This window comes from Pseudomonas sp. 2VD (genome assembly GCF_005503585.1).
In the GTDB taxonomy this organism is placed as follows: domain Bacteria; phylum Pseudomonadota; class Gammaproteobacteria; order Pseudomonadales; family Pseudomonadaceae; genus Pseudomonas; species Pseudomonas aeruginosa.
The window spans coordinates 1-24,317 of the sequence record NZ_SCND01000052.1 but is presented as its reverse complement, the minus strand read 5'-3'; the positions used below and the strand labels follow the sequence as shown (position 1 = coordinate 24,317).

Below are 24,317 nucleotides of genomic sequence, written 5' to 3'. Positions count from 1 at the left end.
TGGAAGCATCATTTCGGCCAGGTCGTCAGCCTGGCCGAGGTGCTGGCGGATTGAGGCTCAGTGGGGCCGGCTGAGCAGCGCGACCGTGGCCTCGGCATTCATCATCCGCGCCGCCGCCAGCGGCGTCAGCCCGGCGGCGTCCTGGGCGTCACGACGGGCGCCGTGGGCCAGCAGGCTGGCGGCGACCTCGGCCTGGTTGAACATGGCCGCCATCATCAGTGCGGTCTTGCCGTCGGCCGAGGCGCCCTCGACGTCGGCGCCGCCGGCGAGGAGCAGTTCGACCATCGCCAGGTCGCCCTTGAACGCAGCGCCGGCCAGCGGTGTCTGCCCGGCCAGGTTGCGCAGGTCCGGGTCGGCCTTGTAGGCCAGCAGCAGGCGTACCGTGTCGGCGTGGCCATGGTAGCTGGCCAGCATCAGCAGGCTATCGCCCTTGTGGTTACGCAGGTTCGGCGGCAGGCCCTGTTGCAGCAGTTGCTCGAGGCGCTGGCTGTTGCCCTGGCGGGCCAGGTCGAACAACTGGTGGACGAACTCCTGGGTTTCCATATCCAGTTCTGGGCGAGGGCTATCGGTCATGGGGCTGCTTCCTTGTGAATACCGGGTTTGCCGAATGATAGGCGGCCTTGCCGAGGTGGGCTGTTGAGCATTGCCTATGGGGCGGGTTGGCAAATTCAATCGATGGTTGGGGTGGGAAGGTGCCAGCCTGCTGTGACCGGAAGCCGGCCTGGTTGCGTCGTCTTTACAGTTCGATACGGATATCGGTGGCGAAAACGGGGAAAATAAACCGATCGTGCGCCTATCGGCTGTGCCCGGCGCGCACTCTGGAATATCCTTGTCGCCTTCGATACCACTGAGCGGTGCGCGCGCTTGCCGAAGCGAGGCGGTGGCACACTGCGCAATGGCCGACCTTGCCCGGGCCCTGTACGAAAGCGCGCCGCCAACGTCTTTTCGTAGAGCGCCCGGCATCGCCGCGAGCGAACCCGTTTCCGGTGCCGGCCCCAGGCGGGCACCGCTATGCCTAATCGGCCCCGTTCGACGGCGGCCCAGCGAGAGAAGAGGAACAACTGTGCATAAAGCCGTCATCAGCGGAACCGGTCTTTATACTCCGCCCTACAGCATCTCCAACGACGAGCTGGTAGAGAGCTTCAATACCTTCGTGCGCCAGTACAACGACCAGCACGCCGAGGCCATCGCCAAGGGCGAACTGGAGGCGCTGGCCGAGTCCAGCTCGGCGTTCATCGAGAAGGCGTCCGGCATCAAGAGCCGCTTCGTGATGAACAAGGAAGGCATCCTCGACCCGCAGCGCATGGTTCCGTACCTTCCCGAGCGCAGCAACGACGAGTGGTCGATCCTCTGCGAGATGGCCGTGGCCGCCGCCAGGGAGGCGCTGCAGCGTGCCGGCCGCAGCGCCGCCGACATCGACGGGGTGATCGTCGCCTGCTCCAACCTGCAGCGCGCCTACCCGGCGATCGCGGTGGAGGTGCAGGCCGCGCTGGGCATCCAGGGCTACGGCTACGACATGAACGTGGCCTGCTCCTCGGCCACCTTCGGTATCCAGGCCGCCACCACCGCGATCCAGACCGGCCAGGCGCGGGCGATCCTGATGGTCAACCCGGAGATCTGCACCGGCCACCTGAACTTCCGCGACCGCGACAGCCACTTCATCTTCGGCGACGCCTGCACCGCGGTGATCGTCGAGCGCGCCGACCTGGCCGTGTCGAAGCACCAGTTCGACATCGTCAGCACCAGGCTGCTGACCCAGTTCTCCAACAACATCCGCAACAACTTCGGCTTCCTCAACCGCGCCGACGAGAGCGGTATCGGCAAGCGCGACAAGCTGTTCGTCCAGGAAGGCCGCAAGGTGTTCAAGGATGTCTGCCCGATGGTCGCCGAGCTGATCGGCGAGCACCTGGCGGCCAATGAAATCCGGGTCGCCGAGGTCAAGCGCTTCTGGCTGCACCAGGCCAACCTGAACATGAACCTGCTGATCACCCGCAAGCTGCTCGGCCGCGACGCCGAGGCGCACGAGGCGCCGGTGATCCTCGACAGCTACGCGAATACCAGTTCCGCCGGCTCGGTGATCGCCCTGCACAAGCACCAGGACGACCTGCCCAGCGGCGCCATCGGGGTGCTCAGCTCGTTCGGCGCCGGTTACTCGATCGGTAGCGTGATCCTGCGTAAACACTGATCGTGGCGGCGCCTACCGACGCCGAGCTGCTGCCGCGCCTGCTGGCCGGCGAGCAGCGAGCCTTCCGCGAGCTGGTTGGCGCCTACCAGGGCGCCATGCGGGCCGTGGCCTGGGCGATCATCGGCAGATCGCATACCGAGGAAGTGGTGCAGGACGCCTGGCTCGCGGCGGTTCGCGGGCTGGACGGGTTCCAGGGGCGTTCGAGCCTGAAGACCTGGCTGCTGACCATTACCGCCAATACCGCCAAGAGCCGCTTGCGCCAGGTTCGCCGGGAAGTTTTCCTCGACGACCTGCCGGGGCCCCATGGTACGGTGGATGACCAGCGCTTTGCCGCCGACGGTCACTGGAGCCAGCCGCCGCACGCCTGGCACGAGGATTCGCCGGAAGCCCTGCTCGCCGAGGGCGAACTGCGCGATTGCCTGGACAAGACCCTCAACGGTCTGTCCGAGCTGCAGCGCAGCGTGCTGACCCTGCGCGAACGCCAGGGCTTGGAGCTGGAGGAAATCCGTGATCTCCTGGATATCACGCTTTCCAATGTCCGGGTGCTGCTGCATCGCGCCCGCCTGAAGGTCTTCGCCACCCTGGAGCATTTCGAGGAGACCGGCCAATGCTGAGTTGCAAGGAACTGGTCGCCCGGTCCAGCGACTTTCTCGATGGGCAACTGGACTTCCGCGGACAACTGGCGGTGCGCAGCCACCTGCTCATGTGCCGGCATTGCCGGCGCTTCATCCGCCAGATGCGCCTGACCCAGGCGACCGTGCGCCATCTGCCGGAAGGGCAGGGGCCGGAACTCGACCGCCTGGCCGCGCATCTCTCCGAATTGCGCAAGGACGCCGCGCGGCGCTGAGCCGGGGTACCCTCGACACCAAGCCGCCGCCCGCGATTCGTGGGCGGCGGCTTTTTCGTTTCCGCTATCCGGCGTGGGAGAACCGAACCCGGCCTGGCATGGGTGGCTCTCCCTTCCGCGTGACGAGGTCGAGGAGTGTGGCTGGGCTTGGCGGATATCGCTGCGCGATATGCACCCTACGGAGGGGCGGCAATCCGTTTCGCTGGGCGAGCATCCGAAGTTGAGGAGAACGCCTGGGACCTGGCGAATATCGCCGACCGATATTTCTCCAGCAGGGGCAATCCCTGAGTTCAGGCAAAGGGACGGGAAATTTTTTTCGACGCCGCTGTAACGCCGCCAGGGGTGCTCCGTCCATTGGAGCGAGGACGCCATACCGGCGCCCGCTACCAACTTCAGGAGTTACCCATGAAAAAGATTTCCCTCGCTTCTTCCGTCGTCGGCGCTGCTCTGCTCGGCGTAGCCAGTGTCGGCGCGCATGCCGCGCAGAATCCCTTCGCCGTGCAGGAGCTGAGCAGCGGCTACAGCGTGGCTGCCGCCGAGAAGGCCAAGGAAGGTTCCTGCGGCGAGGCCAAGTGCGGTGCCGACAAGGGCAAGCGCGAAGCCTCCAAGGCAGGTCATGAAGGCAGCTGCGGTGCGGATCGCAAGGCCAAGGAAGGTTCCTGCGGTGGCGAGAAGAAGGCCGGCGAAGGCAACTGCGGCGCTGACAAGAAGAAGTCGTAAGGCCTGAGGAGACGGACCATGCAACGGGAATTCGTCAGCGGCGCCGGGCTAGGCCTGCGTCGCGCGCTGCTGGAGCCGCTCGGCGCCGGCGATGAGGTCCGGGTCGACTTCCTCGAGGTCGCCCCGGAGAACTGGATCGGCATCGGCGGCCGTCTCGGCCGCCAGTTCCGCGAGCTGACCGAGCGCCTGCCGTTCCTCTGCCATGGTCTGTCTCTCAACCTCGGCGGCTACGCCCCGCTGGACATGTCGTTGCTGCGCGCGATCAAGGGTTTCATCGAGCAGCATGACATCCGTGCCTACAGCGAGCACCTGTCGGCCTGCGCCGACGACGGCCAGCTCTACGACCTGATGCCGCTACCGTTCAGCGACGAATCGGTGCGCCGGGTCGCCGAACGGGTCCGGGTGGTACAGGACGTCCTCGAGCGGCCGTTGATCGTCGAGAACGTCTCGGCGTATGCGCGCTTGCCGGGCGAGCTGGAAGAGGTCGATTTCGTCCGCGCGGTACTGGAGGAAGCCGATTGCCAATTGCTGCTGGACGTCAACAACGTCTACGTCAACGCCTGCAACTTCGGTTTCGACGCCCACGCCTACATCGCCGCGATGCCCAGCCGGAGGATCGCCTACCTGCACATGGCCGGGCACGACGAGCAGGGCGCCAGCCTGAAGATCGACACCCATGGCGCGCCGGTCTGCGATCCGGTCTGGGAACTGCTGGCACATGCCTATGCCTGCCATGGCGAACGCCCGACGCTGCTGGAGCGCGATTTCAACCTCCCGCCACTGAGCGAGCTGTATGCCGAAACCGATCGCATCCGCGAGCTGCAGCGGCGCAGCGGTGAAGCGCAACTGCGCAGCCTGGGGTACGGCACATGAACCACACGACCTTGCAACGGCGTTTCGCCGCACGTATCCGCGATCCGCAGCAGGCCTTGCCGCCCGGCATCGCGACGGAGCGCATGGCGATCTACGAGGAACTGTTCTTCAACAACCTGGACGGTTTCATCAGCAGCGGTTTCCCGGTCCTGCGCCAGTTGTTCGACGAGCCGCGCTGGCATCGCCTGGTGCGTGCCTTCATGCGCGAGCATCGCTGCCGCACACCGTACTTCAGCCAATTGGGCGAGGAGTTCATCGGCTGGCTGCAGGACGGCTACCGCGCGGAGGAGGGCGATCCGCCCTTCCTGCTGGAGCTGGCTCACTACGAGTGGGTCGAGCTGGCCCTGTCGCTGGCCGAGGCGCCTGTCGAGACGCTGCCGCAGGCCTGGTCGTGGTCGCCACTGGCCTGGCCGCTGGCCTATCGCTGGCCGGTCCATCGCCTGGGGCCGAGCCATCGGCCGATGGAGCCGCCGGCCGAGCCGACCTGCCTGCTGGTCTGGCGCGATCCGGCGGAGCGGGTGCGCTTCCTGCACCTGTCGCCATTCGCCTATCGCCTCGCGCAGCGCCTGAGCGAGGAGGGCGAGGCGCCGGTGGCGCTGCTGCCGTTGTTGCGCGAGTTGGCCGGAAGCTGCGGCCTGAGCGCCGACGTGGAGTATTTCGAAAATGCCTTCGCCTTGCTGGAGGACTGGCACGCCCAGGGCATCCTCATGGGCGAGGGCGCTCTGGAGTGATGATGAAGACTGTCTTCCTGCGTTTACAGCATGCCCTCGACGTCACCCGTCGAGCGGATTTCCTCGCCCCGCTGGCGCTACGCCTGTACCTGGCGCCGGTGTTCTGGATGGCCGGCTGCCAGAAGCTGGCGGACATGCCGGCCACCATCGAGTGGTTCGGCAATCCCGACTGGGGACTCGGCCTGCCGTTTCCCGAACTGCTGGCCTGGCTCGCCGCGCTGAGCGAGGCCGGTGGCGCCGTGTTGCTGTTGTGCGGCCTGGCCGTGCGCTGGATCAGCCTGCCGCTGATGGTGACCATGCTGGTAGCGATCTTCGCCGTGCACTGGCCGAACGGCTGGCAGGCGATCGCCGATCCGTCCGCGCCGTTCGCCAACGCCCAGGTGCTGGAGGCTGGCGAGAAGCTGGCGCGAGCCCGGGAAATCCTGCGCGAATACGGCAACTACGACTGGCTGACGTCGAGCGGAAGCTTCGCCATCGTCAACAACGGCATCGAGTTCGCCGCGACCTACCTGGTGATGTTGCTCGCGCTGTTCTTCGGCGGCGCCGGCAAGTGGCTTTCTGCTGACTTCTGGATTGCGCGAAAATTGCGCTGAGATTTCTACCCATATCGAATAACCCGAAAGGCCCGTAGTAGAGGGCTTTTCGCGTTATTCGCATTGGAGATAAAAAGTTCCTCTGTAATGAAACATTTATCTCCATGCAATTTGGCTGCAATCTGCCATCGCCAAGATTCCCCCCAACACAAAGGGGCCGCCTTACGGCCAGCGCGGAACAAGGGGCGCGCTGTAGCCAGGCACTCGCGTGTTGCCAATGCACACACCATTAAGGGGAAATCTTCGATGATCCGTAAGCACTCGCTCGGCTTCGTTGCCAGCGCTCTGGCTCTGGCCGTATCTGCCCAGGCGTTCGCCGGCACCGTGACCACCGACGGCGCCGATATCGTGATCAAGACCAAGGGCGGCCTCGAAGTCGCCACCACCGACAAGGAATTCAGCTTCAAGCTGGGCGGTCGCCTGCAGGCCGACTACAGCCGTTTCGACGGTTTCTATACCAAGAATGGCAACACCGCCGACGCCGCCTACTTCCGCCGCGCCTTCATCGAACTCGGCGGCACCGCGTACAAGGACTGGAAATACCAGATCAACTTCGACCTGTCGCACAACACCGGCAGCTCCGACAACGGCTATTTCGACGAAGCTTCGGTCACCTACACCGGCTTCAACCCGGTCAACCTGAAGTTCGGTCGCTTCGACCCCGACTTCGGCCTGGAAAAGGCCACCAGCTCCAAGTGGGTGACCGCTCCCGAGCGTAACGCCGCCTACGAACTGGCCGACTGGATCAACACCCACCAGGACGGCATGGGCGCCCAGGTCAACTCGACCCTCGCCGACATGGCCTACCTGTCCGCCGGCGTATCCGCCAAGGACGCCGACGACAGCGACGGCGACAGCGTCAAGCAGTTCAACTTCCGCGGCGTGTTCGCGCCGATGCACGAAGCCGGCAATGTTCTGCATGTCGGCGTGAACTATGCCTACCGCGACCTCGACGACACCGCCTTCGACTCGCGCATCCGTCCGCGCCTGGGCATGCGCGGCATCGCCACCAGCGGCGGCAACGACGCCGGTGACAACGGCAACCGCGCGACCTTCGGCGGTGTCTCCAACTCGCCGGCCGGTTCCTACAAGGACGACAGCGTCTGGGGCCTGGAAGGCGCCTGGGCGATGGGCCCGTTCTCGGCCCAGGCCGAATACCTGGCACGCAAGCTGAAGGCCGATGACAACGCCTACAAGGACATCAAAGCCAAGGGTTATTACGCACAACTGGCCTACACCCTGACCGGCGAGTCCCGCCAGTACAAGCTGGAGGGCGCCAAGTTCGACTCCGTCAAGCCGGAAAACAAGGAAATCGGCGCCTGGGAAGTGTTCTACCGCTACGACAACATCAAGGTGGAAGACGACAACGTCGTCGCCGATACCGCCACTCGCGAAGTCGGCGACACCAAGGCCAAGGCCCACAACCTGGGTGTGAACTGGTACGTCAACGATGCGGTGAAGATCAGCGCGGCCTACGTCAAGGCGAAGACCGACAAGATCACCAACAACAATGGCGACGATGACGGCGACGGCTTCGTGACCCGTTTGCAGTACGTGTTCTAAGAAGCGACAACGATCTGCTCCTGTTTTCGGCCTCGCTCCGGCGAGGTCTTTTTAATCGCTTCCTTACCCGGTTGTGGCGATGTTGGCAGCCTGCAACCGGGTCTTTCTTTCGTTACAGGTCCACCCGCAGGTACTGGCAGGAATATCCGAAAGCCAGACGGTTATCGGCAGAAACTCTTGAGTTTCATTGCAGTCATGCAATCTTCGCAAGGTTGCCGCAATATATGAAACAAGCTGTTACATCTGTCGCCCGGACCTGATGCCTCTAGGCCTGCGCCCTTATCCGACGGCCTCTTCCAGGCGCTATCCGGCTGCCTGTCACAAAAGCTTTCGCGCTTTGCAGTCTCGCTGTCACAACCCATCCAGATGATCCCCCTCCAGCAGCGCCGGCCGGCGACAGAACCGGCCGTTTCCGCGCTGCTCAAGACCATTCGAAATCCGAACAGGGGACTTACCTGATGATTCGCAGACACTCGTGCAAAGGGGTGGGGAGCAGTGTTGCCTGGAGTTTGCTGGGCCTGGCGATTTCCGCGCAGAGCCTGGCCGGGACCGTGACCACCGACGGTGCCGACATCGTGATCAAGACCAAGGGCGGCCTCGAAGTCGCCACCACCGACAAGGAATTCAGCTTCAAGCTCGGCGGCCGCCTGCAGGCCGACTACGGCCGCTTCGACGGCTACTACACGAACAACGGCAATACCGCCGATGCCGCCTACTTCCGCCGCGCCTACCTGGAATTCGGCGGCACCGTCTACCGTGACTGGAAGTACCAGATCAACTACGACCTGTCGCGCAACGTCGGCAACGACAGCGCCGGCTACTTCGACGAAGCCTCGGTCACCTATACCGGCTTCAATCCGGTCAACCTGAAGTTCGGCCGCTTCTACACCGACTTCGGCCTGGAAAAGGCCACCAGCTCCAAATGGGTCACCGCGCTGGAGCGCAACCTCACCTACGACATCGCCGACTGGGTCAACGACAACGTCGGTACCGGTATCCAGGCCAGCTCGGTGGTGGGCGGCATGGCCTTCCTCTCGGGCAGCGTGTTCAGCGAGAACAACAACGATACCGACGGCGACAGCGTCAAGCGCTACAACCTGCGCGGCGTGTTCGCGCCGCTGCACGAGCCGGGCAACGTGGTGCACCTGGGCCTGCAATACGCCTATCGCGACCTGGAGGACAGCGCGGTGGATACCCGGATCCGCCCGCGCATGGGCATGCGCGGCGTCTCCACCAATGGCGGCAACGATGCCGGCAGCAATGGCAACCGTGGCCTGTTCGGCGGCAGTTCGGCAGTCGAGGGGCTGTGGAAGGACGACTCGGTCTGGGGCCTGGAAGGCGCCTGGGCGCTGGGTGCCTTCTCGGCCCAGGCCGAGTACCTGCGGCGCACGGTCAAGGCCGAGCGCGACCGCGAGGATCTCAAGGCCTCCGGCTATTACGCGCAACTGGCCTACACCCTCACCGGCGAGCCGCGCCTCTACAAGCTGGACGGCGCCAAGTTCGACACCATCAAGCCGGAGAACAAGGAAATCGGCGCCTGGGAGCTGTTCTACCGCTACGACTCGATCAAGGTCGAGGATGACAACATCGTCGTCGACAGCGCCACCCGCGAGGTCGGCGACGCCAAGGGCAAGACCCATACCCTGGGCGTCAACTGGTACGCCAACGAGGCGGTGAAGGTCTCCGCCAACTACGTCAAGGCGAAGACCGACAAGATCAGCAATGCCAACGGCGACGATAGCGGCGATGGCCTGGTGATGCGCCTGCAGTACGTGTTCTGAGGCGGTCGGGCCCCGTCCGGCGGGCGGGGCTCGTTTCCGCAGGATGTTACCCGCGTCATGAAATTGCCTGGTGGATGTCCGGGCGGGCCGCCCAGCTTGACCCAGGGCACAGATCGCATGGCGGCATCTGGCTATGCTGGTCCCTCGGAAACGCTCTGGGAGGGACTGATGATCGGCTGGGGACGTGCCTGTATTGGCGTCGGGGGGCTGCTATTGCTGGGCCAGTTGCTGGGGGGCGCCCTGCTGCTCGCGGACGACGGCGAAGCGACGCTGGCGGTCGAACACTTCTGGCAATTCGTCTTCCTGATCCCGGCGATCCTGGTGGCACTGGGAATGTTCGTCCTGCAGCATCACGTGGGTTCCTTCGCCCAGTTGTACCGCCGGCGTCTCGATGGCGCCTCCTACCTGTTGGTCTCCTGCGGCATCGCCCTGGTCCTGGGCAAGCTCTGCGTCCTGCTGCTCGCCTGAGCCCCTCGCGCGGTCCGGCATGTCCGGGTTTGCCCGAGGCATTCAGCTTCCTGATTTAGCCGGAGGCCGCTGAAACCCTTGGTTACACTGGCCTTCATCACACGAACAGGAAGGCAGGACCCCTATGCAAAACCGCATGATGATCACCGGTGCCGGCTCCGGGCTGGGGCGCGAAATCGCCCTGCGCTGGGCGCGTGACGGCTGGCGCCTGGCGCTGGCCGACGTCAACGAAGCCGGCCTGGCGGAAAGCCTGAAACTGGTGCGCGAGGCGGGTGGCGATGGCTTCACCCAGCGTTGCGACGTACGCGACTACAGTCAACTGACCGCGCTGGCGCAGAGCTGCGAGGAGAAGTTCGGCGGCATCGACGTCATCGTCAACAACGCCGGGGTCGCCTCCGGCGGTTTCTTCGGCGAGCTGTCCCTGGAGGACTGGGACTGGCAGATCGCGATCAACCTGATGGGCGTGGTCAAGGGCTGCAAGGCCTTCCTGCCGCTGCTGGAGCGAAGCAAGGGCAAGATCGTCAACATCGCCTCGATGGCGGCGTTGATGCAGGGCCCGGCGATGAGCAACTACAACGTGGCCAAGGCCGGGGTGGTGGCGCTTTCGGAAAGCCTGCTGGTAGAGCTGGCGCTGGTCGAGGTCGGCGTCCATGTGGTCTGCCCTTCGTTCTTCCAGACCAACCTGCTGGACTCTTTCCGCGGCCCGAGCCCCGAGATGAAGCACCAGGTCGGCAAGCTGCTGGAGAGTTCGCCGATCAGCGCCGCCGACATCGCCGACTACATCCACGCCGAAGTGGCCAAGGGCAGCTTCCTGATCCTGCCCCACGAGCAGGCGCGGATGGCCTGGAGGATCAAGCAGCAGAACCCCCAGGCGATCTATGACGAGATGACCGCGATGGCCGGCAAGATGCAGGCCAAGCGTCAGCGCCAGGCCTGAGGGGAAATGGCTGCAGGCCAGCAGGGGCGCGGCTTTGCACCATTGCGGTGCGGCGCAGATAGTGCTTGCCCAAGGCGGTGCGATCGAGTAGCTTGAGTCACCGGCCTGCCTGCCGAAGTACGTTGGACCCCACAAGAAGCCTCGCTCATTTGCGAGGCTTTTTGCTTTTCCGGCCTCGCGCCCTGTGCTAGAAGGCTGCCTCTGCGAGTCCGTTCTGTTCTGGAGTACCCCTGTGGAGTCTGAATCCATCGTCTATGGCTGCATCCGCGACTGGCCGGGCGATTCGATGGAACGGCGCATGCGCCGTGCCGCCAACCGCCGCGTGCTGGACAGCCTGCCGGGCGGCGAGGCCTGGCCGTTCCTCGGCCGCGAGATGTTCAGCCGCTGCGAGCAGTCCGGGGCCGGGCTCTACCAGACCCAGATCATCCACTTCGGTGCCAGCTACCAGGCCATCGAATACGAGTGGAGCCTGTGGGTCGAGCAGTTCGAGGCGTTGCTCAGGCGCCTCTACTGGGCCAGCGCGGTGGTCCACCTAGAGACCGAAGTGAACGGCAGCCATACCTTTCGCTGGGAGTCCGAGCGTGGCTTCCATACCCCCCAGGAGAGCGACCTGCAGGTCCGCTGCGCCTGGGAGCGGGAGGGCGGGCGGCGGTGATCAACTACCTCTGGTTCGTCCTCGCGGCGTTCTGCGAGATCGCCGGCTGCTACGCCTTCTATCTCTGGCTGCGGCTGGGCAAGAGCGCCCTGTGGGTGCTGCCCGGCCTGCTCAGCCTGACCCTGTTCGCCTTGCTGCTGACCCGCGTGGAGGCCAGCTACGCCGGCCGCGCCTATGCCGCCTATGGCGGCATCTACGTCGCCGCGTCGCTGTTCTGGCTGGCTTTCGTCGAGCGCTCGCGGCCGCTATGGAGCGACTGGCTGGGCGTGGCCTTGTGCGTGGTCGGTGCCAGCGTCGTGCTGTTCGGCCCGCGCCTGTCGCAGTGACTCAGGCGGGGTGGGCGGCGCGCCCGTCACGGGCGTCGGACCCCGCCGTCCCGGGCCGCCGCACCCCGAACCGGCGGATCACTGCGAAGTGTTGCGCTGTACGTCACCTTTTTCCTGATCCAGTTCCTTGAGCATCTGCGCGTAGGCATCGCAATCGCTCGGCCGGTTCTGTTCCGAGCGGGCTTCCTGGCGCTGGCGCAACTGCTCGTTGAGTTCCCTGGCCCGTTGCGGGTTCTTCTGGGTGATCGAGGCGACCTTGGTGGCGACTTCCTTGCCCATCTTTTCCGCCTCCGCTTCGGAACAGGCGAAGACCGGCGTGGCGACCAGCAGGGCGCAGGCGCTGGCGAGGGCGAAAAGCGGTTTCATGGCGTACTCCTGTGGGGTGGTCCTGAGCGGTGGAGCCCGGTCGAGCCGACAAAGTTCAGCCGCAACGCCGGACGGCGACCGATTCGAACCCTCGCGGCGGGTTGCGGGTCGCACGCATAGAGAGGGTGCGAAGGACCCTCGTCGCTTATGCCGCAGGAGGTATGCCATGACTCACGATTGGGATCTGGTCGAACGGTTGCTGCTGGAGGTCCGGCAGTCCGCCCATGAGAACTTCGCCCCGCGCGCCCATGCCGAACGCCTGGCCGAGGAACGCTCCCAGGCCGGGCAGCGGGTCGGCGACATGGATGCGTTGAAGCAGAAGGCCGCCGACTACGAGGCGATCCTGCTGGAGGGCGGCTTCATCGAGCCGCGTCCGGAAGAGCAGGGCGGCAATGGCGAGAACTTCGTCCTCACGCCGCGCGGCGAGCGCCTGCTCGGCCTGATCGGCGGCGAGACGCCGAAGGCCGCCGAGGCTCGCCGGCTGCTCGAGGAGAACGGCAGCGAAGCGCTGCACGCCGAGCGCTTCGACCGTTTCGTCGCCGGGCTCTGAAACTGCGCCCGACGGGCGATCGGCGGGGCTTGTGAGTCGCCCGCGGCGCCACCATAGTGCGGAGCATGATGCCTATTTCATCCTCTTCCGCCCGCCGCGCCGAGCCGGCTCCGCGGCCCCTGGCGGAGTTCCATCCCGCCGTCCGCCAGTGGTTCGAACGCCACTTCGCCGCGCCCACGCCGGCCCAGGTCGAGGCCTGGCCGGCGATCCGCGAGGGGCTTTCGACCCTGGTCGCCGCGCCCACCGGTTCGGGCAAGACCCTGACCGCCTTCCTCGCCGCCATCGATGCCCTGGTGGTAGAGGGGCTGGCCGCCGGCGGCGAGCTGGCGGATGCCACCCAGGTAGTCTATGTCTCGCCGCTGAAAGCGCTGTCCAACGACATCCGCATCAACCTGGAGCAACCGCTGGCCGGCATCCGCGAAGAACTGGCGCGTCTCGGCCTGCCCGACGTCGATATCCGTAGCGCGGTGCGCACCGGCGATACGCCGCAGGTCGAACGCGGAGCGATGCGCAAGCGCCCGCCGCACATCCTGGTCACCACGCCCGAATCGCTGTACATCCTGCTCGGCTCGGAGTCGGGCCGGCAGATGCTCGCCGGGGTGCGCAGCGTGATCGTCGACGAGATCCATGCCCTGGCCGGCAGCAAGCGCGGCAGCCACCTGGCGCTGTCGCTGGAGCGCCTGCAGGCGCTGTGTCCGCGACCGCTGCTGCGGATCGGGCTGTCCGCCACGCAGAAGCCGATCGAGAAGGTCGCGCGCTTCCTCGTCGGTGCCAGCGGCAATCCGCGCGATCCGGCCTGCCGGATCGTCGACATCGGCTATACGCGCCCCCGCGACCTGGGCATCGAGGTACCGCCGGTGGCGCTGGAAGCGGTGATGTCCAACGACACCTGGGAGCTGGTCTACGACCGCCTGGCGCACCTGGCCGGCGAGCACCGCACCACCCTGGTGTTCGTCAACACCCGGCGCATGGCCGAGCGGGTCACCCGCTTCCTCGCCGAACGCCTCGGCAGCCGCCAGGTGGCGGCCCACCACGGCAGCCTGGCCAAGGAGCTGCGCCTGGATGCCGAGCAGCGCCTCAAGGCCGGGCAATTGAAGGTACTGGTGGCGACCGCCTCGCTGGAGCTGGGCATCGATATCGGCGACGTCGAGCTGGTCTGCCAGTTGTCGTCGCCGCGCTCCATCGCCGCCTTCCTGCAACGGGTCGGGCGTTCCGGGCACAGCGTCGGCGGCACCCCCAAGGGCCGGTTGTTCCCGACCTCCCGCGACGACCTGGTGGAATGCGCGGCGCTGCTCGACAGCGTGCGCCGTGGCGAGCTGGACAGCCTGGTGCTGCCGCGCCAGCCGCTGGACGTGCTGGCGCAGCAGATCGTCGCCGAAGTGGCCTGCCAGGAGTGGCGCGAGGACGACCTCTATCGCCTGGTGATCCGCGCCGAGCCCTACGCCGGGTTGGAGCGCGAGCGCTTCGACGAAGTCCTGCGGATGCTTGCCGAGGGCTACCACTCACGCCTCGGCGTGCGCGGCGCCTATCTCCATCGCGATGCGCTCAACGGCCTGCTCCGTGGCCGTCGTGGCGCGCGGCTGACCGCGCTGACCTCGGGCGGGACCATTCCCGATACCGGCGACTACAGCGTGCTGCTGGAGCCGCAGGGCCTGCTGGTGGGGACGGTCAACGAAGATTTCGCGGTGGAGAGCCTGGCCGGCGACGTGTTCCAGCTGGGCAACACCTCGTACCGGATCATCCGCATCGAGCCGGGACGGGTGCGGGTCGAGGACGCCCAGGGCCAGCCGCCGAACATTCCGTTCTGGCTGGGTGAGGCGCCGGGGCGCAGCGACGAGCTGTCGGCCAGCGTGGCGCGCCTGCGCGACACCCTCGACGAGCTGCTCGGCGAAGGCCAGGCATTGCCGGAAGGGCAGCGGCTGGAGCCAGCCATCGCCTGGCTCGGCGTCACCCTCGGGCTGGACGATGGCGCCGCGCGGCAGATCGTCGAGTACCTGGCCCGCGCCCGCCAGGCCCTGGGTGGCCTGCCCGGGAGCCGGCGGCTGGTGATGGAACGCTTCTTCGACGAATCCGGCGGCATGCAACTGATCATCCACAGTCCTCACGGCAGCCGCCTCAACCGCGCCTGGGGCCTGGCGCTGCGCAAGCGTTTCTGCCGCAGCTTCAACTTCGAGCTGCAGGCGGCGGCCACCGAGGACGCGATCATCCTTTCGCTGTCCACCAGCCACAGCTTTCCCCTCGACGAGGTCTGGCGCTACCTGCATTCGGCGAGCGCCGAGCATCTGTTGGTACAGGCCGTGCTCGACGCGCCGCTGTTCGGCGTGCGCTGGCGCTGGAACCTGACCACCTCGCTCGGTTTGCCGCGCTACACCGGCGGTCGCAAGGTGCCGCCGCAACTGCTGCGGATGAAGAGCGAGGATCTGCTGGCCAGCGTGTTCCCCGACCAGGTGGCGTGCCTGGAGAATATCGTCGGCGAGCGCGAGGTGCCCGATCACCCGCTGGTGGCGCAGACCCTTGACGACTGCCTGCACGAGGCGATGGATTGCGACGGCTGGCTGGCCCTGCTGCGCGACATGGAGAGCGGCGCGGTGGACTTGCTGGCGCGCGACCTGCCGGCGCCTTCGGCGTTGGCGGCGGAGATACTCACCGCGCGTCCCTACGCCTATCTCGACGATGCGCCGCTGGAGGAGCGGCGTACCCAGGCGGTACAGAATCGCCGCTGGAGCGATCCCGAGTCCGCCGACGATCTCGGCGCCCTGGACCTTGAGGCGATCGAGGCGGTGCGTGGCGAGGCCTGGCCGGAAGCGCGCAACGCCGACGAGATGCATGAGGCGCTGAACAGCCTGGGCTACCTCACCTCGGGCGAGGCCGAGGCCAATCCGGGCTGGGGGGAATGGCTTGCGCAACTGTCGGAGCAACGCCGCGCCGGACGCCTGGACTGCGCAGGCAGCATTCTCTGGCTGGCGGCGGAGCGCCTGCCGGCGATGCGCCTGGTGCATCCCGCGGCGAAGGTGCCCGACGCTTTCCAGGCGCCTCGCGGCTATCCGCCGCCGGACTCGGCGGAAGCGGCGACCGTGGAGCTGACCCGCGCCCGCCTGGGTGGCTTCGGGCCGCGCACGGCCGGGCAGTTGGCGGCCGACCTGGGCATCGGCCTGGCCGACCAGCAGTACGCGTTGGCCGCCCTGGAGCGCGAAGGCTATGTGCTGCGTGGCCGCTTCAGTCCTGGCGCGACGGAAGAGGAGTGGTGCGAACGCCATCTGCTGGCGCGCATCCATCGCTATACGGTGAAGCGCCTGCGCCGGGAAATCGAGCCGGTGCAGCGCGCCGATTTCATGCGCTTCCTGTTCGACTGGCAGCGCCTGGCGCCGGGCACCCGTGGCCGGGGAGCGGAGTCCCTGGCTACGGTGGTCGAGCAACTGGAAGGCTTCCAGGCCGCGGCGGCCGCCTGGGAAAGCGAACTGCTGGCAGCGCGGGTGGCCGACTACGCCAGCCATTGGCTGGACCAGCTGTGCCGTTCCGGACGCATCGTCTGGGCGCGCCTGGCCGGACGCAGCAAGGCCGCCGGCGGTCCGCTGCGCAGCGCGCCGATCGTGCTCCTGCCGCGCCGCGAGCTGGGGCTCTGGAGCGTCCTGCAGCGCGACGCGCGGGAGCCGGAACTGTCGCCGCGCGCGGCCAGGGTACTGGAGGTGCTGCGCGAGCAGGGTGCATCGTTCTTCGACGAACTGAGCCAGGACGCCCACCTGCTGCGCAGCGAGCTGGAGAACGCCCTCGGCGAGCTGGTCTCGGTCGGCCGGGTCAACGCCGACAGCTTCGCCGGGCTGCGCACCCTGCTGATGCCGGCGGACAAGCGCAGCCGCCAGGAGCGCCGCTCGCGCGGCCTGCCGGGCGGCATGCAGGACGCCGGGCGCTGGGCGCCGCTGCGCCGGGCGAAGGCGGAAGAGGTGGGGCAGCGTTTGCCGGCGGAGGTTCTCGAACATGTCGCCCGGACCTTGCTGCGGCGCTATGGGGTGGTCGCCTGGCGCCTGCTGGAGCGCGAAGCCGACTGGCTGCCGCCGTGGCGCGAGTTGCTGCGCGTCTACCATCGCCTGGAAGCGCGCGGCGAGATTCGCGGCGGGCGCTTCATCGCCGGCCTGGCCGGCGAGCAGTTCGCCTTGGCGGAAGCGGTCGGCCTGTTGCGCGAGGTGCGCAAGCGGCCGCCGGATGGGGCGATGCTGGTGGTGTCGGCGGTCGATCCGTTGAACCTGGTCGGCGGCCTGCTACCCGGCGAACGGGTGCCGGCGGTGACCGGCAACCGCCTGCTCTATCGAGACGGAGCGCCGCTGGCGGCGCTGGTAGCCGGCAAGGTGCGGATGCTCGCGGAAGTCGACGGCGAGACCGCGCAGCAGATCCGTGCGCTGCTGATCCGCCGTCACTGAGGCCCGCTCAGCGCAGGCTCAGATGGCGGCTGAGCAGGGCCCGCAACGCGGCCGGCTTGACCGGCTTGGACAGGTAGTCGAGGCCGGCGGCGTGGATCTCCGCCACCAGTTCCGGCCGCGCGTCGGCGCTGATCACCACGCCCGGCACCGGCTCGCCCAGGCGCGTGCGCAGCCAGGCCATCAATTGCGTACCGGTCTCGCCGTCGTCCAGGTGATAGTCGATCAACGCCAGTTGCGGGCGCATCTCGCTGTCCAGCAGCGTGGCGCATTCCTCGCGGCTGCGCGCGGTCCAGACCTGGCAGCCCCAGCGGCTGAGCAGGCTGTTCATGCCGGCGAGGATGCTGTCTTCGTTGTCCACGCAGAGCACCTGGGCGCCGTTCAGCGCTTGCGCCGGTTCGGCCTTGTGGCCGTTGGCCAGGGCCGGCGGCGCCTGCCGCGCCAGCGGTACGCGGACGCTGAAGACGCTGCCCTTGCCCGGCCAGGAACGTACCTCCAGCGGATGGCCGAGGACCTTGCAGAGCCGGTCGGCGATCGCCAGGCCGAGACCGAGGCCTTTCTCCGCGCGGGTCTGGTGGCTGTCCAGGCGCTTGAACTCTTCGAAGATGACTTTCTGCTTGTCCGGTGGGATGCCCGGCCCCTGATCCCAGACTTCCAGGCGCAGGCAGCCGTCCTCGCGGCGCACGCCGAGCAGCACGTGGCCCTTGGCGTAGCGGAAAGCGTTGGTCAGGAAGTTCTGCAGGATGCGCCGCAGCAGCTTGATGTCGCTGTCCACCCGCAGCTGGCTGCCGCGCAGGCGGAAATGCAGGCCCTGTTCCTGGGCCAGCGCCTTGAACTCGACGCCGAGGGCATCGTAGAGGTTGTTCAGCGGGAACGGGTTGCGTTCGGCGCTGACCCGGCCGCTTTCCAGGCGCGAGATGTCCAGCAGGTCGGTGATCAGGTCCTCGGCGGAACGCAGCGACGAGTCGAGGTGCTGCACCAGGTCGCGGACCTCGCCGGGCAGCGCGTCCTGGTGGGCGAGGGCGGCGGAGAACAGCCGCGCGGCGTTCAGCGGCTGCATCAGGTCGTGGCTGACGGCGGCGAGGAAGCGGGTCTTCGACTGGTTGGCGGCCTCGGCGTTGCTCTTCGCCTCGCTGAGTTCCTGGTTCAACTGCGAGAGTTCCTGGGTACGCTCCTGGACCCGCTGTTCCAGCGACTCGTTGGCGCCCTTGAGGCCCTGTTCGGCCTCGCGGTAGGCGGTGATATCGGTGAAGCTCATGACGAAGCCGCCGCCGGGCATCGGGTTGCCGATCAGCTCGATGACCCGGCCGTTGGGGAACAGCCGCTCGGAGGTGTGCGGAGTGCCCTGGCGCATCCAGTACAGGCGCTTGGCCACGTGCATGTCCGGATCGCCGGGCCCGCACAGGCCGCGATCGGCGTTGTAGCGGATGATGTCGGCGATCGGTCGGCCGACGTAGATCAGCCCGTCCGGGTACTCGAACAGTTCCAGGTAGCGGTGGTTCCAGGCCACCAGGCGCAGCGACTGGTCGACCACGCTGATGCCCTGGGTGATGTTCTCGATCGCGCCCTGCAGCAGGGCGCGGTTGAATTGCAGCACCTCGGAGGCTTCGTCGGCGATCCGCACCACGTCCTCCACCTGCATCTCGCGCCCTTCGATGGCGGCCTTCACCACCGCCCGCGCCGAGGACGCGCCGAGGACCCCGGCGAGCAGGCGCTCGGTGTGCGCGATCCACTCGTTGTTGGCGGTCTGGTTCGGGGTGAAGCCCTTGCCCTGGCGGTAGGCGAAGCGGATGAAGCTTTGCCGCGCGCGTTCCTCGCCGACGAAACGCGCGGCGAGCATCAGCAGGTCTTCCACCTGCACCGCGAGCATGAAGCGCGAGTTCTGCCGCTGGGAGATCTCCTGGCCGATGAAGCGGCTGGCCTGCCAGTGCTCGGACACGCGGGTGCGCGAGAGCACCGAGACCAGGCCGAACAGGGCAAAGTTGCCGACCAGCGAGATCAGCACGCCCTGGGTCAGCGGCTCGATCGGCAGGCCGAAGGGATTGCTTGCCAGCCAGGTCAGGCCGGGGATGCGCTCCAGCGGCCAGCCGAGGCCCTTGGCCACCACCGGCAGGACCAGTGTATAGGCCCACAGCAGCGAGCCGGCGGCGAGGCCGGCGAAGACCCCGCGGCGGTTGGCCTGTTTCCAGTACAGCGCGCCGATCATCGCCGGGCCGAGCTGGGCGATGGCGGCGAAGGCGATCTGGCCGATGGTCGCCAGGCTGGCGCTGGAGCCGAGCAGGCGGTAGGCCACGTAGGCGAGCAGCAGGATCACCGCGATGCTCACCCGGCGCACGGTCAGCAGCCAGTGACGGAAGGCCTCGAAGGGCCGTTCGGTGTCCTTTTCCCGGCGTCGCAGCAGCCACGGCAGGAGCATGTCGTTGGAGACCATGGTCGACAGCGCGACGCTGGCGACGATGACCATTCCGGTGGCGGCCGAGGCGCCGCCGATGAACGCCAGCAGGGCCAGCGCCGGGTGCGCCTCGGCCAGCGGCAGGCTGATGACGAAGGAGTCCGGCATTACCCCGGCGGGCAGGTGCAACTGGCCGGCGAGGGCGATCGGCACCACGAACAACGCGGCCAGCACCAGGTAGATGGGGAACACCCAGCGCGCCAGGTTGAGGTCGCGCGGCTCGATGTTCTCCACCACCGTGACGTGGAATTGCCGCGGCAGGCACATGATCGCGGTCATCGCCACGCCGGTCTGCAGCAGCATCGCCGGCCAGTGCACGGTCTCTTCCCAGTAGTCGGCCAACTGCGGCGCGGCGCGGGCCTGGGAGAAGAGATCGGCGAAGCCGTCGTAGAGGCCGAAGGTGACGAAGATGCCCACGGCGAGGAAGGCGGTGAGCTTGACCAGCGACTCGAAAGCGATGGCCAGGACCATGCCGCGGTGGTGTTCGGTGACATCCAGGCTGCGGGTACCGAAGACGATGGTGAACAGCGCCAGCACCAGCGACACGATCAGCGCCGTGTCCTGGGCGCGGGTACCGGTGGAGTCGGCGCCGGAGCCGATCAGCAGGTTCACCCCGAGGACGATGCCTTTCAGTTGCAGGGCGATGTAGGGCAGCACGCCGACCATGCAGATCAGCGCCACCACCACCGCCAGCGCCTGCGACTTGCCGTAGCGGGCGGCGATGAAGTCGGCGATGGAGGTGATGTTCTCCTGCTTGCTGATCATGATCATCTTCTGCAGCACCCAGGGCGCGAACAGCATCAGCAGCACCGGTCCGAGGTAGATCGGCAGGAACGACCAGAGCTGGTCGGTGGCCTGGCCGACCGCGCCGAAGAAGGTCCAGCTGGTGCAGTACACTGCCAGGGAGAGGCTGTAGACCCAGGCGCGCAGGCGGGGTGAGAGCGGGGTGCGGCGACGGTCGCCATAGAAGGCGATGGCGAACAGGATGGCCATGTAGACCAGGGCGACCACGGCGATCAGCCCGATGGACAGCGACATGCGAACTCCGATGATGTCCCCGCGTGAAGCTGGCGTGAGGCGGGGGTCTTGCTTTCGCGCCAGTTTCGCACTTGTCGGCCCGCGCGTCAGGCCGCCTGCGACCAAGGTCGCACGCATGCTTGAGCCGGACGCGCGGAGTTGGTAGCGTGCCGGGCTGCGTGAGCGCGGACGGCCCCGGCGGCCGGCTGTCCGTTCATCGTAGCCGGTTTCGGCTGCGGCACTAAACGCGGCCGCTACGCTCTGATGGGAGCGGAGTTTTGCGTCGATGTCGAGGAGGGCGCCCATGTTCAAGCCGCTACCGATCACCCTGCAGCGCGGAGCCTTGCGTCTCGAGCCGCTGGTGGAAGCGGACATTCCCGAGCTGGTGAGCCTCGCCGAAGCCAACCGCGAGGCGCTGCAGTACATGGACGGACCGACGCGGCCGGACTGGTACCGCCAGAGCCTCGCCGAGCAGCGCGAGGGCAGGGCGTTGCCGCTCGCCGTCCGCCTCGGCGTGCAACTGGTCGGGACCACGCGCTTCGCCGAATTCCTTCCCGCCTTGCCGGCCTGCGAGATCGGCTGGACCTGGCTCGACCAGGCCCAGCACGGCAGCGGCCTGAACCGCATGATCAAGTACCTGATGCTCAAGCATGCCTTCGACAACCTGCGCATGGTCCGCGTGCAGCTCAGCACGGCGGCGAGCAACCTGCGCGCCCAGGGCGCCATCGACAAGCTCGGCGCGCAGCGCGAGGGCGTGCTGCGCAACCACCGGCGGCTGGCCGGCGGGCGGCTAGACGACACCTTCGTCTACAGCATCACCGACCACGAATGGCCGCAGGTCAAGGCGGCGCTGGAAGCCAGCTTCACCGGCTGAAGCCGGTTCCGTCGCTCCTGCGGTATGCTGGGCGGCCCGTCCGGACGGGCGAACGAGGAGACGGCAGTGCCGGACGAGACGAGCGGAGAACACACGCATTTCTGGCGCGCCGCCGAACTGGGCGGCGTCGAACTGCTGCACGCGCGCTATGTGGAGCAGCGCTTCGCGCCGCACGTGCACAGCAGCTTCGCCCTGGTCATCATCGAGCAGGGCGCGCAGCGCTTTCGCCATCGTGGCGGCGAGCACCTGGCCCCGCTGGGCAGCATGGTGCTGATCAACCCCGACGAAGTGCACACCGGCTCCAAGGCCCATGATGCCGGTTGGCTCTATCGCGGCTACTACCCGGAAATGGAGCAGATCGACGGGATTCTCGACGAGCTGGAAATCCATCATGGCGGCGTGCCGCGTTTCGCCGACAGCGTGATCCACGACCAGCCCCTGGCACGCGCCTTCGTCCACTTGCACCGCCTGCTGGCCGAGCATGCCGGCAGCCTGGAAACCCAGACCCGCTGGCGCGAGACGATGCTCGCCCTGTTCCGTCGCCACGCCCGCCTGCCAGAAGCGCCGAAGGCCGGGCAGGAGCCGTTGGCGGTGGCCCGCGCCCGCGAACTGCTGGCGGCGCGGTTGCTCGATCCGCCTTCGCTGGAGGAACTGGCGGCGGCGGTCAATCTGTCCCCGTTCCATTTTGCCCGGGTCTTCCGTCGCGCCACCGGCATGCCGCCCCACGCCTGGCTCAGACAGCGCCGCCTGGAGCAGGCCAGGGCACTGCTCAAGAGCGGCCGGGCGCCGCTGGAGGTGGCCCTGGAGCTGGGCTTCGCCGACCAGAGCCACCTCGGTCGCCAGTTCAAGCAGGCCTACGGGGTGGCACCGGGTGAATACCGCTCGGCCTGCGCGCGCTCGTCCTTGACGACATACGAATAAGTCAAGCTCACATTTGCAAATCATTTGTATTTACGTTCTTTACGATTTGCCGTAATTTTGCGCCCCACTTTTTCCTGCGTCCCTGGGGGAGCCTCGATGTCGTCCGTGAGTTCGTTGTCGCGCCTGGCCGTCGCCATTGCGCTGGGTGTGTCCATGCAGGCGGCGCAGGCCGAAGAGGAAGCCAAGGAGCTGGGCACGGTCACCGTGGTCGGCGACTGGCTGGGCGAAGCCGACCAGGCGGTGGTGCAGAACCATCCCGGCGCGCGCAGCGTGGTGCGTCGTCGGGAAATGCTCGAGAGCGGTGCGCAGAACGTCCGCGACGTGCTGCGCAAGGTGCCCGGCGTGCAAGTGCAGGACAACAACGGTACCGGCGGCAGCGACATCTCCCTGAACGTCGGGGTGCGTGGCCTGACTTCACGCCTGTCGCCGCGCTCGACGGTGATGATCGACGGCGTGCCGGCGGCGGTGGCGCCCTACGGCCAGCCGCAGCTGTCGATGATGCCGCTGTCCATCGGCAACCTGGAGAGCATCGACGTCGTGCGCGGCGCCGGCTCGGTGCGCTACGGCCCGCAGAACGTCGGCGGGGTGATCAACTTCGTGACCCGGGCGATTCCGGAGAAGTTCTCCGGCGAAATCGGCACCACCATCGAGCATGCCGGCCACGGCGGCTGGAAGAAGCTCAACCAGGCGTTCCTCGGCGGGACCGCCGACAACGGCCTGGGCGTGGCGCTGCTGTATTCCGGGGTGAAGGGCGCCGACTACCGCGACGGCAACAACGACAACGATATCGACGACGTGCTGCTCAAGACCCATTGGCAGCTCACCGACAGCGACCAGTTGGCGGCCAACTTCCACTACTACGACGCCTACGCCGATATGCCGGGCGGCCTGACCCAGGCGCAGTACGACGACGATCCCTTCCAGTCGGTGCGCGACTGGGACAACTTCCGTGGTCGGCGCAAGGACTTCTCGCTGAAGTACACCCGCCAGGTCGACGACCTCACCCAGTTCGAGGTGCTCACCTACTACAGCGACAGTTTCCGCGGCAGCAGCATCGCCGCGCGCAACCTCAGGACCATCACCTCGTACCCGCGCGACTACCATGTGTTCGCGGTGGAGCCGCGGGTCTCGCGGATCTTCTTCGCCGGCCCGACCACCCAGGAGATCGGCATCGGCTACCGCTACCTGAAGGAAGCGATGAACGAGCGCGCCAGTCAGCTGGCCCTGGTCGACAATGTGCCGACCGTGCGTCCCGGCTCGGACGGCCATACCTACCAGGACCGTACCGGCGGTACCGAGGCCAGCGCCTTCTACATCGACGACAAGATCGATGTCGGCAACTGGACCATCACCCCCGGCATCCGCTTCGAGAAGATCGACAGCGACTGGCGCGACCGCCCGGTGCTCGGCCTGAACGGCAAGCCGGTGCAGGAGAAGAAGCGCAGCAAGGACTACAACGAACCGCTGCCGGCGCTGAGCCTGATGTATCACTTGAGCGACGAGTGGAAGCTGTTCGCCAACTACTCCGAATCGTTCGGCAGCCTGCAGTATTTCCAGCTCGGCCAGGGCGGCAGCGGCAACGATACCGCCGCCGGCCTGGAGCCGGAGAAGGCCAAGACCTACGAACTGGGCACGCGCTACGACAACGGCAGCTGGGGCGGCGAGATCACGCTGTTCTACATCGACTTCGACGACGAGCTGCAGTACGTCAGCAACGACGTCGGCTGGACCAACCTCGGCGCCACCAAGCACCAGGGCATCGAGACTTCCGGCCACTATGACTTCGCCACTCTCGATCCGCGCCTGGACGGCCTGTCGGTCTACGGCAGCCTCACCTATACCCGTGCCACCTACGAAGGCGACATTCCCTCCTTCAAGGGGCGCGACCTGCCGCTCTACTCGCGCCAGGTGGCCACCGCCGGGGTGCGCTACGAGGTCGACCGCTGGACCTACAACCTCGACGCCTTCGCCCAGTCCATGCAGCGCGCGCCAGGGCTGAGCACCGACAGCCAGGGCAACTTCACCCACAACTACATCACCGAGCCC

At 67.0% G+C, this 24,317-nt stretch carries 21 protein-coding genes; 18 read left to right on the top strand and 3 right to left on the bottom strand.

All coding sequences use genetic code 11. The features are described 5' to 3' along the window. Positions 1-57: 57 nt before the first annotated feature. The gene (locus tag FFS27_RS08720) at positions 58-573 is read right to left on the bottom strand and encodes an ankyrin repeat domain-containing protein (protein ID WP_003091630.1); all 516 of its coding nucleotides are present in this window, start codon (positions 571-573) and stop codon (positions 58-60) included. A gap of 490 nt (positions 574-1,063) precedes the next feature. On the opposite strand from FFS27_RS08720, the gene FFS27_RS08715 reads away from it, so the two are divergent. The 13 genes from FFS27_RS08715 to FFS27_RS08650 all read left to right on the top strand — a co-directional run bounded on the left by FFS27_RS08715 (position 1,064) and on the right by FFS27_RS08650 (position 11,679). Then, on the top strand, positions 1,064-2,185 hold the full coding sequence (locus FFS27_RS08715) for a beta-ketoacyl-ACP synthase III (protein ID WP_021265081.1): 1,122 nt from the start codon (positions 1,064-1,066) through the stop codon (positions 2,183-2,185). Positions 2,186-2,187: 2 nt separating this feature from the next. Beyond that, on the top strand, positions 2,188-2,799 hold the full coding sequence (locus FFS27_RS08710; RefSeq protein ID WP_003104434.1) for an RNA polymerase sigma factor: 612 nt from the start codon (positions 2,188-2,190) through the stop codon (positions 2,797-2,799). Beyond that, entirely contained in the window at positions 2,793-3,032 is a 240-nt protein-coding gene (locus tag FFS27_RS08705) for an anti-sigma factor family protein (protein ID WP_003091627.1), read from the top strand. The genes FFS27_RS08710 and FFS27_RS08705 overlap by 7 nt, the downstream gene beginning before the upstream one ends. A 405-nt stretch (positions 3,033-3,437) precedes the next feature. Continuing rightward, positions 3,438-3,752: an HvfA family oxazolone/thioamide-modified RiPP metallophore gene (locus tag FFS27_RS08700; RefSeq protein ID WP_003091625.1), complete on the top strand. Its 315-nt coding sequence runs from the start codon at positions 3,438-3,440 to the stop codon at positions 3,750-3,752. Between the two features lie 18 nt (positions 3,753-3,770). Beyond that, positions 3,771-4,625, top strand: a complete 855-nt coding sequence (locus FFS27_RS08695; protein WP_003104429.1) for an HvfB family MNIO-type RiPP peptide maturase — start codon at positions 3,771-3,773, stop codon at positions 4,623-4,625. Next, positions 4,622-5,356: an HvfC family RiPP maturation protein gene (locus FFS27_RS08690; RefSeq protein ID WP_003114075.1), complete on the top strand. Its 735-nt coding sequence runs from the start codon at positions 4,622-4,624 to the stop codon at positions 5,354-5,356. The genes FFS27_RS08695 and FFS27_RS08690 overlap by 4 nt, the downstream gene beginning before the upstream one ends. A gap of 2 nt (positions 5,357-5,358) precedes the next feature. Next, a complete protein-coding gene (locus tag FFS27_RS08685; protein WP_003143472.1) occupies positions 5,359-5,949 on the top strand; it encodes an HvfX family Cu-binding RiPP maturation protein in 591 nt (196 codons plus the stop codon). A gap of 246 nt (positions 5,950-6,195) precedes the next feature. Then, the gene (gene oprO / locus FFS27_RS08680; protein WP_003104423.1) at positions 6,196-7,512 is read left to right on the top strand and encodes an outer membrane porin OprO; all 1,317 of its coding nucleotides are present in this window, start codon (positions 6,196-6,198) and stop codon (positions 7,510-7,512) included. A 458-nt stretch (positions 7,513-7,970) separates the two neighbouring features. Then, complete coding sequence (gene oprP / locus FFS27_RS08670; protein WP_003122437.1) at positions 7,971-9,293, top strand: outer membrane porin OprP; 1,323 nt, start codon at positions 7,971-7,973, stop codon at positions 9,291-9,293. A 168-nt stretch (positions 9,294-9,461) separates the two neighbouring features. Beyond that, the gene (locus FFS27_RS08665; protein ID WP_003091621.1) at positions 9,462-9,761 is read left to right on the top strand and encodes a hypothetical protein; all 300 of its coding nucleotides are present in this window, start codon (positions 9,462-9,464) and stop codon (positions 9,759-9,761) included. 124 nt (positions 9,762-9,885) lie between these two features. Then, the gene (locus tag FFS27_RS08660; RefSeq protein ID WP_003091619.1) at positions 9,886-10,698 is read left to right on the top strand and encodes an SDR family oxidoreductase; all 813 of its coding nucleotides are present in this window, start codon (positions 9,886-9,888) and stop codon (positions 10,696-10,698) included. Between the two features lie 232 nt (positions 10,699-10,930). Then, positions 10,931-11,353 carry a hypothetical protein gene (locus FFS27_RS08655; RefSeq protein WP_003091617.1) on the top strand — a complete coding sequence of 141 codons (423 nt, stop codon included), beginning with the start codon at positions 10,931-10,933 and terminating at the stop codon, positions 11,351-11,353. After that, complete coding sequence (locus FFS27_RS08650) at positions 11,350-11,679, top strand: YnfA family protein (protein ID WP_003091616.1); 330 nt, start codon at positions 11,350-11,352, stop codon at positions 11,677-11,679. Before FFS27_RS08655 ends, FFS27_RS08650 begins: the two co-directional genes overlap by 4 nt. Before the next feature lie 78 nt (positions 11,680-11,757). On the opposite strand, the gene FFS27_RS08645 is transcribed toward FFS27_RS08650, so the two are convergent. Beyond that, positions 11,758-12,045, bottom strand: a complete 288-nt coding sequence (locus tag FFS27_RS08645) for a hypothetical protein (RefSeq protein ID WP_003091615.1) — start codon at positions 12,043-12,045, stop codon at positions 11,758-11,760. 166 nt (positions 12,046-12,211) lie between these two features. Between FFS27_RS08645 and FFS27_RS08640 the strand changes: the two genes are divergently transcribed. Beyond that, positions 12,212-12,595, top strand: coding sequence for a hypothetical protein (locus FFS27_RS08640; protein ID WP_003091614.1), 384 nt, complete (start codon positions 12,212-12,214; stop codon positions 12,593-12,595). Between the two features lie 68 nt (positions 12,596-12,663). Beyond that, positions 12,664-17,010 carry a DEAD/DEAH box helicase gene (locus FFS27_RS08635; RefSeq protein ID WP_023100906.1) on the top strand — a complete coding sequence of 1,449 codons (4,347 nt, stop codon included), beginning with the start codon at positions 12,664-12,666 and terminating at the stop codon, positions 17,008-17,010. Positions 17,011-17,017: 7 nt separating this feature from the next. Here the strand turns inward: FFS27_RS08635 and FFS27_RS08630 are convergent, their stop codons facing one another. Continuing rightward, entirely contained in the window at positions 17,018-20,497 is a 3,480-nt protein-coding gene (locus tag FFS27_RS08630) for a PAS domain-containing hybrid sensor histidine kinase/response regulator (RefSeq protein WP_003091610.1), read from the bottom strand. 265 nt (positions 20,498-20,762) lie between these two features. Here FFS27_RS08630 and FFS27_RS08625 point away from each other — a divergent pair, with 265 nt between their 5' ends. The 3 genes from FFS27_RS08625 to FFS27_RS08615 form a co-directional block, all read left to right on the top strand. After that, positions 20,763-21,350, top strand: coding sequence for a GNAT family N-acetyltransferase (locus FFS27_RS08625; protein WP_003119682.1), 588 nt, complete (start codon positions 20,763-20,765; stop codon positions 21,348-21,350). A 66-nt stretch (positions 21,351-21,416) separates the two neighbouring features. Then, entirely contained in the window at positions 21,417-22,271 is an 855-nt protein-coding gene (locus FFS27_RS08620; RefSeq protein WP_003091607.1) for an AraC family transcriptional regulator, read from the top strand. 96 nt (positions 22,272-22,367) lie between these two features. After that, a partial coding sequence (locus tag FFS27_RS08615; RefSeq protein ID WP_137951974.1) for a TonB-dependent receptor family protein occupies positions 22,368-24,317 on the top strand: 1,950 nt, incomplete at its 3' end.

Excerpts from the sequence above, each read along its gene's own strand:
- FFS27_RS08720 (WP_003091630.1), bottom strand. The coding sequence starts at position 573 with ATGACCGATAGCCCTCGCCCAGAACTGGATATGGAAACCCAGGAGTTC.
- FFS27_RS08705 (WP_003091627.1), top strand. The coding sequence starts at position 2,793 with ATGCTGAGTTGCAAGGAACTGGTCGCCCGGTCCAGCGACTTTCTCGAT.
- FFS27_RS08700 (WP_003091625.1), top strand. The coding sequence starts at position 3,438 with ATGAAAAAGATTTCCCTCGCTTCTTCCGTCGTCGGCGCTGCTCTGCTC.
- FFS27_RS08695 (WP_003104429.1), top strand. The coding sequence starts at position 3,771 with ATGCAACGGGAATTCGTCAGCGGCGCCGGGCTAGGCCTGCGTCGCGCG.
- FFS27_RS08690 (WP_003114075.1), top strand. The coding sequence starts at position 4,622 with ATGAACCACACGACCTTGCAACGGCGTTTCGCCGCACGTATCCGCGAT.
- FFS27_RS08685 (WP_003143472.1), top strand. The coding sequence starts at position 5,359 with ATGAAGACTGTCTTCCTGCGTTTACAGCATGCCCTCGACGTCACCCGT.
- oprO (WP_003104423.1), top strand. The coding sequence starts at position 6,196 with ATGATCCGTAAGCACTCGCTCGGCTTCGTTGCCAGCGCTCTGGCTCTG.
- oprP (WP_003122437.1), top strand. The coding sequence starts at position 7,971 with ATGATTCGCAGACACTCGTGCAAAGGGGTGGGGAGCAGTGTTGCCTGG.
- FFS27_RS08665 (WP_003091621.1), top strand. The coding sequence starts at position 9,462 with ATGATCGGCTGGGGACGTGCCTGTATTGGCGTCGGGGGGCTGCTATTG.
- FFS27_RS08660 (WP_003091619.1), top strand. The coding sequence starts at position 9,886 with ATGCAAAACCGCATGATGATCACCGGTGCCGGCTCCGGGCTGGGGCGC.
- FFS27_RS08645 (WP_003091615.1), bottom strand. The coding sequence starts at position 12,045 with ATGAAACCGCTTTTCGCCCTCGCCAGCGCCTGCGCCCTGCTGGTCGCC.
- FFS27_RS08640 (WP_003091614.1), top strand. The coding sequence starts at position 12,212 with ATGACTCACGATTGGGATCTGGTCGAACGGTTGCTGCTGGAGGTCCGG.
- FFS27_RS08635 (WP_023100906.1), top strand. The coding sequence starts at position 12,664 with ATGCCTATTTCATCCTCTTCCGCCCGCCGCGCCGAGCCGGCTCCGCGG.
- FFS27_RS08630 (WP_003091610.1), bottom strand. The coding sequence starts at position 20,497 with ATGTCGCTGTCCATCGGGCTGATCGCCGTGGTCGCCCTGGTCTACATG.
- FFS27_RS08625 (WP_003119682.1), top strand. The coding sequence starts at position 20,763 with ATGTCGAGGAGGGCGCCCATGTTCAAGCCGCTACCGATCACCCTGCAG.